A 9,128-nucleotide genomic window follows, 5' to 3' on the forward strand; every position below is an offset into this window, starting at 1 on the left:
GCGGGGCGTGGCGCCGGCGGGGCCGCCGCAGCCGGTGGAGGCACGGCCACCGGGGCGGCCGGAGGCGGAGCCGCCACGGGGCGCGGGCGCGCGACCGGCGCACCGGGGGCGGCGGCCGGCGCGGCGAAGATGCTGCTCAGCGTGGCATGGGCGGCGGTGGCCGCGGCCGGAGGCATGGCCGCCGGGGCGGCCTTGGGGTAGAGCAGGTGCTTCACGCGCGTGATCAGGTCCTGCGGCTGGAAAGGCTTGCGGATGAGCTCGTCGGCCTTCACCGCGAAGGCTTTCTCGGCCACGGAGCGGTTGACCACGCCCGACATCAGGATCACCGGGGTCTTGCCCAGGCGGGGATGCTGCTTGATGTACTGGCAGACCTCGTAGCCGTCCTTGTCGGGCATGATGACGTCGCTGATGACCACGTCGGGCTGCTCCTGCTCGATCTGGGCGAGGGCGGTGGCGGCATCGTGGCAGGCGACCACGTTGATGTTCTCGCGGCGGAAGGCGATCTTGATGACCTCGCGCATGGTGGCGCTGTCGTCGATGAAGTAGACGGTGGGGGCGGCCGCCGCTGTGGCGTCGCTCATTGCGAACCTCCCTCGGCTGCATCGTGCTCGCTCTCGTCCACCTCGCGGAGGGCGTCGAGCATCAGTTCGGTGGCCGAGCGCAGCACGGTGCGGGTGGCGGCGGTGGCCCCGGGAACGAACTTGTAGACGCCGTTCTCCACCTGGTTGCAGCTCTTGACGATGTGGACGACGGCGTCGTCGCCGATCAGGTCGCCACTCTCGGCGTGGGAGACATCGCCGGCGTCGAAGAAGATGATGCCGTCGGTCTCGCCGGCGTTGACGTGCAGCGCTCCCGTCTGCCGCGAGTGGGTCAGCATCTGGATCACCCCCGGCAACTCCATGTGCGACAGGCTGCCGCTGAGCGCGGTCTCCGAGCCGGTGAGCATCTGGGTGGGCTGGAAGCCTTCCTGGTGGCTGCGCAGGAAGGTACGCACGTGGGCGGCGATGTGCTCCGGGCCCAGGCGGCGGTCCACGTAGTCGTCGCAGCCGGCGCGGAAAGCCTCCATCAGTGCCTGGTCGCCGCCGTCGCCGATGGCGATGATGGGAATGTGCGCCGTCTTCAGGTCGGCGTGCAGGATCTTGGGAAGCTCGTGCGCTCCCATCTCCCGCAGGTTGGTGGCGCAGAGGATGGCGGCGGGCGTGTTCCACTCCAGCATGGTCATGGCGTAGGCCGACTGGGTGCTGTGCACCACGTCGAAGCCCTCGTGCTTGAGAGCGTCGCCCAGCCGCTTGGCGAAGAAAACGTTGCTGTCGATGACCAGGATCCTGGGCGGGGTGGCGGTGGCGGCGGCGCTCATGTGGACACCTCCGCCTCGGCCAGCTTCTCCAGGTCGAGCAACTCGACGATCTCGCGCTCCAGCGAGAGCAGCCCCACCACGTACGGGGGCAGCTTGCCCGCGGGTGGGACCACCTCCGCGGTGGCAAGCTCACACTCCCCGGAGACCGGGATGGCGGTCCACTCCGGGGCGGCGCCGAAATGGCGCGTGGCGATGAGGTAGAACTTGCGGGCGGGCGCGCCCGGCCCGATCAGCACCTGGGCCACGTCGAAAACGGGCACGATGTGCGAACGCCGTACCAGCACCCCGGTGAGCAGCGGGGTGGTGTGCGGGAAGGCCTGCAGGCGGTCGGGGCGGGCCAGTTCGGTGACGAGGTCGGCGGGCAGCGCGAAACGCTTCTTCCCCAGGGGAAAGAGGACGAAGGAGCGCCCGGCCGCCGGCGAAGTCGGATTGGCGCGCGCGCTGCTCATGCCGAAGCCGCTCCCGGGGCCGGGGCCGCCGCCGCCGCCAGCTTGGAGGCGCTGGCCTGCGCCACCGCCACTTCGCCCTTGCTGAGGAACGACTCCGGCCGCACCACCGGCACCACCTGCTCGCCGAAGAGCGTCAGGCCGCGGTACCACTGCCGCTCCTCGCCCTCGAAGGAGCGGGGCAAGGCGTGCAGCACGGTGATCTCCGTGGTCTTCTCGATATTGTCCACTAGAACCGCGACCGGGAGATGCCGCAGGACGAGCACGCGCGTGGCCCGCGAGGGCAGGATGTGGAAGTGGAGGTTGGAGTCCACCACGAAGTAGGTCTTGCGCTCGCGCTCCAGCAGGTGCTTGACCTTGGGCAGGCGCGAGCCGGCGAAGCCCGCAGGCGCGGGGCGCAGGCCCTCGGTGCTGCGGATCTCCTCCACCGCGCTGACGGCGATGGCGAAGCTGGTGCCGGCCACGCTGAACAGGATCACGGCTTCGCCGCGGCGGGAGGAGCGCTTGCGCGGATCGCTGCGCGTGAGTCTCACAAGGCACCCACCCGGGCGGCGCCGAAGACGTAGAGCACGCGCTTCTCGACCGCGGGATAGATGGCGTCGATGCCCAGCACCTGGTCCACGCAGCCGGTACGGATGGCCTCCGAGGGCATGCCGAAGATGACGCAGGTGGCCTCGTCCTGGGCGATGACGTGGCCGCCGGCGGCCTTGACCGCCTGCACCCCGCGCGCGGAATCGTTGCCCATCCCGGTGAGCACCACGCCGATGGTCATGGGCCCGGCGAAGGCCGCGACCGTCTCCAGGGTGACGTCGGCGCAGGGGCGGTAGCCGGAGATGCGAGGGCCGTCGTCCAGGGTGATGCGCCCGGTGGGCGAGAGCCGCAGGTGGTGCGAGCCGGGACAGACATAGAGCTGGCTGGGCTGCACGATCTCCCCGGGCTCGGCCTCCTTCACCCGGATGGCCGCGATCTCGCCCAACTGCTGGCTGAACTGCGCGGTGAAGCTGGCGGGCATGTGCTGGACCAGCAGCACCGCGCCGGGAAAATCCTTGGGGAAGAGAGGGATGAAGCGCATGAGGGTGGCGGGGCCGCCGGTGGAGGCGGCGATCACCACGATGGGGAAGCGGCCATTTGTCTTCCCCGGCTGGGGCGCAGGGGCGGCAGGCGCGGGACGGGGCGCGGCGGGGACGGAGGCCGCGGCCGGCGGCGGTGCGGAAGCGGGCGCGGCGGCGAAGCCTTGGGAGGTCTTGGGACGGACGGCGGTGCGCACCACGCGCACCTTGGCGGCCATCTTGAGCTTGCGCAGCAGTTCGTCGCGCACGCTGTTCATGTCGAGGTCGACGCCGCTGGAGGGCTTGGCCACGAAGTCGATGGCGCCCAGCTCCAGGGCCTTGAGCGTCGTGTCGGCGCCCTCGCGCGATTCCGAGGAGACGATCACGATGGGCCGGGGATGGCTCGACATGATGACTTCGGTGGCCTGCAGGCCGTCCATGTGCGGCATGTTGATATCCATGGTGATGACGTCGGGCTTGAGCGACTCGGCCAGGCTGACGGCCTCGCGGCCGTCGCGGGCCTCGCCGATGACCTCGAGCTGCGGGTCGGCGAGCAAGATGCTCTGCAGCACCTTGCGCATGAAGGCCGAATCGTCGGCGATCAGCACTCGGATTCGCTTGCCCGTACCGTTCATGCCTGCTTCTCTGTGCTCCCCACCGGCGCGCCTTCCGGCTTGGGTGTCCCGGCGACGCCGATGAGTTCGGCCACCGCCGCCAGGAACTGGTCTTCCTGCACCGGCTTGGTGAGGAAGGCGGAGGCGCCCTCGCGCATGGCGCGGTCGCGGTGCTTGGCGCCGGCGCGCGAGGTGACCACCATCACCGGGATCTTCCTGGTCTCCGGATTCTGCTGCAGGTGCGCGATGAGTTCGTAGCCGTTGGTGCGCGGCATCTCCAGGTCGGTGACCACCAGGTCGCACAGCGTCTGGGTGGCGATCTCCAGGGCCTCCAGGCCGTCGGCGGCCAGGCGCACGCGGTAGCCGGCCTTCTCCAGCATGCGGCCGACGAACTTGCGCACGCTGATGGAATCGTCGGCCAGGACCACCACCTTTTCCGTGGGCACGACGTCGATGGCGGCGGCGGGGATCTCGCCCTGGGCCACGGCCACGGCGCCGGGCGCGAACAGGCGGGCGGCGGTGGCCGCGGTCATGAGCGGGCGGCGCTCGATGGCCTCGCCCGCCACCAGCCGGTTCACGTCGATCAGCAGGATCAGGCTGCCGTCGGGGGCGATGGTGGCCCCGGGGAACAGCTTCAGGTTGCGCAGGTACTCGCCCAGGTTCTTGATGACGATCTCGTCCTTGCGCAGCACCTCCTCCACCACCACGCCCACCTGGCGCCCGGCCACATTGACGATGACCATGCGGTAGTAGCCGTTGACCGGCTTGACCGGCTCCAGGCCGAGGTGAGTGTCGAGGCGCACCACCTCGGTGACCACGTCGCGCACCTTGGTGAGCAGCTTACCGCCCACCTCTTCGATGTCCTCGTCGCGCAGGCGGCGGATCTCCTCCACCACCGCCAGCGGCAGGGCAAACAGCGAGTCGTTGCAGCGCACGAACAGCGCCTGCGAGATGATGAGGGTGAGCGGCACCTTGAGGGTGAAGCGGCTGCCCTGCCCTTTCTGGGTCTCGATCTCGATCTCGCCGTTGAGCGCGGTCAGGTTGGCCTTCACCACGTCCAGGCCGACGCCGCGGCCGGCCAGCTCGGTCTTGCGCGGGGCGGTGGAGAAGCCGGGGTGGAAGAGGAACTCCAGCAGCTCGCGCTCGCCCAGGCGCTCGGCGTCCTCGGCCGGGACCAGGCCGGCCTCCACGGCGGTAGCGCGTACCTTCTCGTAGTCGATGCCGCGGCCGTCGTCCTCCACCTCGATGTAGATGTGGTTGCCGCGGTGGTAGGCGCGCACGGCCACGGTGCCGTGGTCGGGCTTGCCGCCGTGGTAGCGCTCCTCGGTGCGCTCGATGCCGTGAGCCACGGCGTTGCGCACCAGGTGCACCAGGGGATCGGAGATCTGCTGGATGATGTTGTTATCGAGCTCGGTCTCGGCGCCCGCCAGGGTGAGATCCACGTGCTTGCCGGCGGCGTGGGCGGCATCGCGCACGGTGCGCGAGAGTCGGGTGTAGAGGTTGCCGATGGGCACCATGCGCGACTGCGTGATCTCGTCCTGCAGGCGGTGGGCCAGCTTGGTGAACTCGTCGATGTCGGAGTCCACCCGGCGCACGAAGCCGTCGAGCTGGGTGAGCACCTCGGTGATGTCGGCGGAGATCTCCGAGAGCGAGCGCGAGAGGATGTTGAACTCGTCGTAGCGGTCCATTTCCAGCTCGCTGAACTCGGCCAGGGAGGCGTCGTAGCTGTGGGTGTAGCTGGAGTAGCCGCCGCGGAAGGGATAGGGCTCGGCCGGCCGGGCCGCTGGCAGGGAGCGCCCGGTCAGGCTGCTGAACTCATACTTCTCCTGGAACTCGCCGATCTTGTCGGCCATGCGCGCCTTGGAAAAGTTGAGGACGTCGGCCAGGCGCTCCAGCTCGTTCAGGCGGCCCAGCATGCGGGTGCGGTTGATGACCAGTTCGCCCACCGCATTCATCATGCGGTCCAGGCGCTCCAGCGCGACGCGCACCGACTTGGACTGGGGCATGGCCGCCAATTCGCGCTTGCCGGGCAGGGCTTCGGCCAGCTCGGGCTCGGCGGCCATTTCGGCGGGAGCGGGCGCAGCCGCGGGCACTTCCGCCGGGAGCGCGGGCGCGACTTCGGCGGGCGCGGGCAGTGGAGCTTCCACGGCCGCTGCGACCGCTTCCGGCGGCGCGGCTGGAGGCGCCGCCACCGCTTCGGCGGCTTCCTGCGGAGCCAGGCGGGCGATGCGCAGCAGGAGCGAGCGCGTGCCCGCGCGCATGCCGGCTTCATCCGGCCACTGCCGGTAGAGGAACTTCTTGAGCGTGTCCACCGCCTCCAGGCAGATGTCCACGATGCCGGCGCTGGGGCGGAGCACGCCGTCGCGCAGCCGCCCGATCAGGTCCTCGGCGCGGTGGGCGACGTGGGCGATGCGGTGCAGCCCCACCTGCGCCGCCGCTCCCTTCAGCGTGTGCACGGCGCGGAAGAGCTTGTTGATGTCGGCGGCGTTGGGATTGGCCTCCAGCGAGAGCAGGCATTCGGTGACCACCTGGAGGTGCTCTTCGGCTTCGGGCACGAAGAACTCCAGGATCTCCTGGCCCACCTCGGCGTCCGGCGGCAATTCCTCGACCACCGGCTCGGGAGGCGGGGGCGGCGCCTCGACTTCGGCGGCGGCCGCCTCCGCGCCCTCGGGCGCGGCCTCCGCCGCCGGCGCCTGGAAGGCGAAGGGATACTTCTCCTTGAAGGCGTTGATCTCCTCCACCGCCTCCACCGCGTTGGCGCTGATGAGCAGCAGGTCGGACTCCAGCACGGCGATGGCTTCGGAGATGAACTCCACCAGGGGGCCGGAGGCCTCCGCGCCGATGGTGGCATTCATGGCGTACTGGAAGATGTGGGCGAGCTTGCCCGCCACCTCGGAGAAGAGCGGGTAGCCGTAGCTGGCGGAGGTGCCGGTGAGGGTGTGGGCGGAGATATAGAGGCGCTCGACGTCCTCGGGGACGGGATAGGGGTCCTGCAGGATGCCGGAGTACTCGCGCAGGAACTGCAGGTGCTCGGAGGCCTCCTGCAGGAAGACTTCGACGAATTCGCCGCCGGGCGCGCTCACGGCTTCTCCTGGGCCAGGGCGCCGGCCCTGGCGGCTACGCCCGTGGGGGGCTTGTGGTAGAGGATGGAGTCCTTGTGCACCACGGACTCGAATTTCACCGGCAGCTTGGCCACCGACTCGGCGTGCCCGAGGAAGAGGTAGCCGCCGGGCTCCAGGTAATCGTAGAAGCGCTGGATGAGCTGCGCGCGCCGCTCCTCGGAAAAGTAGATCATCACGTTCATGCAGAAGATGCAGTCGAAGCGCCCCATGTAGATGACTTGGGCGAGGTTCATGGGAGCGAAGGTGACCATGTTGCGGATCTTGGGCTTGACCATGAACTGGTCGCCCACGCGGGCGAAGTAGTTCTCGACGCGCGGCGGGGTGAGCACCTCGACGTCGCGGCGGGAGTAGACGCCGCGCTCGGCGCGCTGCAGGGCCTCCCGGCTGACGTCGGTGGCCAGGATGTGGATGTTCCAGGCCTCGGCCAGCTCGAAGGCGTCGGCGATGGTCATGGCGATGGAGTAGGGCTCCTCGCCGCTGGAGCAGCCCGCGCTCCAGATGCGCAGGGTGCGCGGACTCTCCCAGAACTTCTTCATGTGCAGCTCGGGCAGGATGCGCTTTTCCAGCGCCTCGAAGACCGAGGGATAGCGGAAGAAGGAGGTCTCCTGGGTGAGCAGCCGCTCCAGCAGGGCGTCGTACTCGACGTTGGAGTTGCGCAGCAGGCGCAGCAGATCGTGGCCGCGGGCCAGCTTCTTAGCGGCCATGTGCTCCTGCAGGCGGCCGAAGAAAAAACGCTCCCGCGAGGCATCGAAGAGGATGCCGGAGCGGCGCTCGATGAGGGCGCGGATCTCGCCCAGCTCGTGCTCCGTCAGAGTGCCGGAAGTGGCCTGCTTGTCGGGCATGACCCTGTCTCGCCGGCCGGCGCCCCGCGCTCAGGCGCTTGCGGGGACCGGCGCGGGCTAGCGCGCCGTGCTCGCCATCTCCACCCGCGACGGCGACGAGCCGGCGGCGGGGCTCACGCGGAACTGCGAGAGCGCCTCGTTCAACTGCTCCGAGAGCTTCACCATCTGCTCGACTGTGCGTGCCGTCTGGCGCGCCCCCTGCGAGGTCTGGCGGGTGATGTTGGAGATGATCTGCATGGCGTTGGCCACGCCCTCCGTCCCCCGCACCTGCTGCTTGGAGGCCAGGGAGATCTCCTGCACCAGCTCGGCCGACTGCCGCACCACCGAGGAGATGGCTTCCAGGGCTTTGCCGGCCTGGTCGGCCAGCCGCGCCCCGATCTCCACTTCCTTGGTGCCTTCCTCCATGACCACCACGGCTTCGTTCGTCTCCGCCTGGATGGCCTTGATGAGCGCGGCGATGTCCTTGGTGGCGTTGCGCGAGTGCTCGGCCAGCTTGCGCACCTCGTCGGCGACCACGGCGAAGCCGCGGCCGGCCTCGCCCGCGCGCGCCGCCTCGATGGCGGCGTTGAGCGCCAGCAGGTTGGTCTGCTCCGTGATGTCGTTGATCACGTTGATGATCTCCGAGATCTCCAGCGAGCGGTCGCCCAGCGACTTGATCTTCTTGGCGGTGGCCTGCACGGAAGCGCGGATGCGCTGCATGCCCTCCAGGGTGTCGCGCACGGCGCGGTTGCCCTGCTCGGCAGCGTCCAGGGCGCGGCGCGCGGCCTCGGCGCTGGCCTCCGCGTTGTTCGACACCTGCTTCATGGAGACCGTCAGCTCCTCCACCGCGGAAGAGGTGTTGGTGATCTCCTGGTCCTGCTGGGTGGCGCCGGTGGACATCTCCTCCGAGGCCAGCAGGATCTCGTTGGCGCTGGAGGAGACGTCGATGGCGGCCTTGCGCACCCGCTCCAGCACCTTGGTGAAGTTGTCGAGCATGTAGTTGACCGAGTCCACCACGTTGCCCAGGGCGTCGTTGGTGACCTTGCCGCGCAGGGTCAGGTCGCCGCGCCCGATCTGGCTGACGATGGTGAGGAAGTCGGTCACGCTGCGCTGCAGCGACTCCTGCGCCTCCTGGTTGAAGACCGCCTTGGAGACCTTGTCGGCGCTGCGGTTGAGGTTGTCGGCGATGTAGCCGAAATCGTCGGCGGAGTCGATCTGCACCTTGGAGCGGTAGTCGCCGGCCGCCAGCTTCTCCGAGTACTCGGCCAGTTCCCTGGCCGGTTTGAGCACCCGGCTGCCCAGCAGCAGGTACAGGACGAAGCAGACCGCAACCATGACCGCCAGGGCGCCCAGCATGCGCACCCCGGCTTCGCTGGAGCCGCCGATGGCGTCGAGCATGTTCAGGCCTTTGGCGTAGGCGCCCGCCCCGAAGCCCAGGGCGAAGACCACCAGCATGCCCACCAGGGTGGCGGCCACCAGGATCCAAACGGTCGAACTCAACCGACCTTTCATAACGTCCTCCAAACTTCCGTGCGCGGCGGGGCCGCGCCAAGCTGCTCGCTCAAATCACCGGGATGGGAAATGCCTGCGTCATGCGGTGCAGGTCCAGCGCCAGGGCCAGGCGGTCGTCATGCCGCAGCATCCCGCAACAGTGGGGCAGGTCGCGCGGCGCCTCGTCCACCAGCAAAGGCTCGGTGGTCGAGTAGGTGCCGACCACCT

The 9,128-nt window shown here is 69.3% G+C and carries 8 protein-coding genes; all 8 read right to left on the reverse strand.

The features are described 5' to 3' along the window. Nucleotides 1–581, reverse strand: a 581-nt coding sequence (locus tag VEG08_11285) for a response regulator (protein HXZ28565.1), incomplete at its 3' end; no start/stop codon positions are given. Beyond that, nucleotides 578–1,357: a DUF4388 domain-containing protein gene (locus VEG08_11290; protein HXZ28566.1), complete on the reverse strand. Its 780-nt coding sequence runs from the start codon at nt 1,355–1,357 to the stop codon at nt 578–580. The genes VEG08_11290 and VEG08_11285, both read right to left, overlap by 4 nt. Beyond that, nucleotides 1,354–1,806, reverse strand: coding sequence for a chemotaxis protein CheW (locus VEG08_11295; GenBank protein HXZ28567.1), 453 nt, complete (start codon nt 1,804–1,806; stop codon nt 1,354–1,356). Before VEG08_11295 ends, VEG08_11290 begins: the two co-directional genes overlap by 4 nt. Then, nucleotides 1,803–2,336 carry a chemotaxis protein CheW gene (locus VEG08_11300; protein ID HXZ28568.1) on the reverse strand — a complete coding sequence of 178 codons (534 nt, stop codon included), beginning with the start codon at nt 2,334–2,336 and terminating at the stop codon, nt 1,803–1,805. Before VEG08_11300 ends, VEG08_11295 begins: the two co-directional genes overlap by 4 nt. After that, nucleotides 2,333–3,487, reverse strand: a complete 1,155-nt coding sequence (locus tag VEG08_11305; protein ID HXZ28569.1) for a chemotaxis response regulator protein-glutamate methylesterase — start codon at nt 3,485–3,487, stop codon at nt 2,333–2,335. Before VEG08_11305 ends, VEG08_11300 begins: the two co-directional genes overlap by 4 nt. After that, nucleotides 3,484–6,549: a hybrid sensor histidine kinase/response regulator gene (locus VEG08_11310; GenBank protein HXZ28570.1), complete on the reverse strand. Its 3,066-nt coding sequence runs from the start codon at nt 6,547–6,549 to the stop codon at nt 3,484–3,486. Before VEG08_11310 ends, VEG08_11305 begins: the two co-directional genes overlap by 4 nt. Continuing rightward, nucleotides 6,546–7,430, reverse strand: a complete 885-nt coding sequence (locus tag VEG08_11315) for a protein-glutamate O-methyltransferase CheR (GenBank protein ID HXZ28571.1) — start codon at nt 7,428–7,430, stop codon at nt 6,546–6,548. Before VEG08_11315 ends, VEG08_11310 begins: the two co-directional genes overlap by 4 nt. Before the next feature lie 57 nt (nt 7,431–7,487). Continuing rightward, nucleotides 7,488–8,909 (reverse strand): methyl-accepting chemotaxis protein, encoded by a 1,422-nt coding sequence (locus tag VEG08_11320; protein ID HXZ28572.1) that lies wholly within the window; start codon nt 8,907–8,909, stop codon nt 7,488–7,490. Nucleotides 8,910–9,128: the final 219 nt, after the last annotated feature.

This window comes from Terriglobales bacterium, assembly GCA_035624475.1.
Lineage (GTDB): Bacteria > Acidobacteriota > Terriglobia > Terriglobales > Acidobacteriaceae > DASPRL01.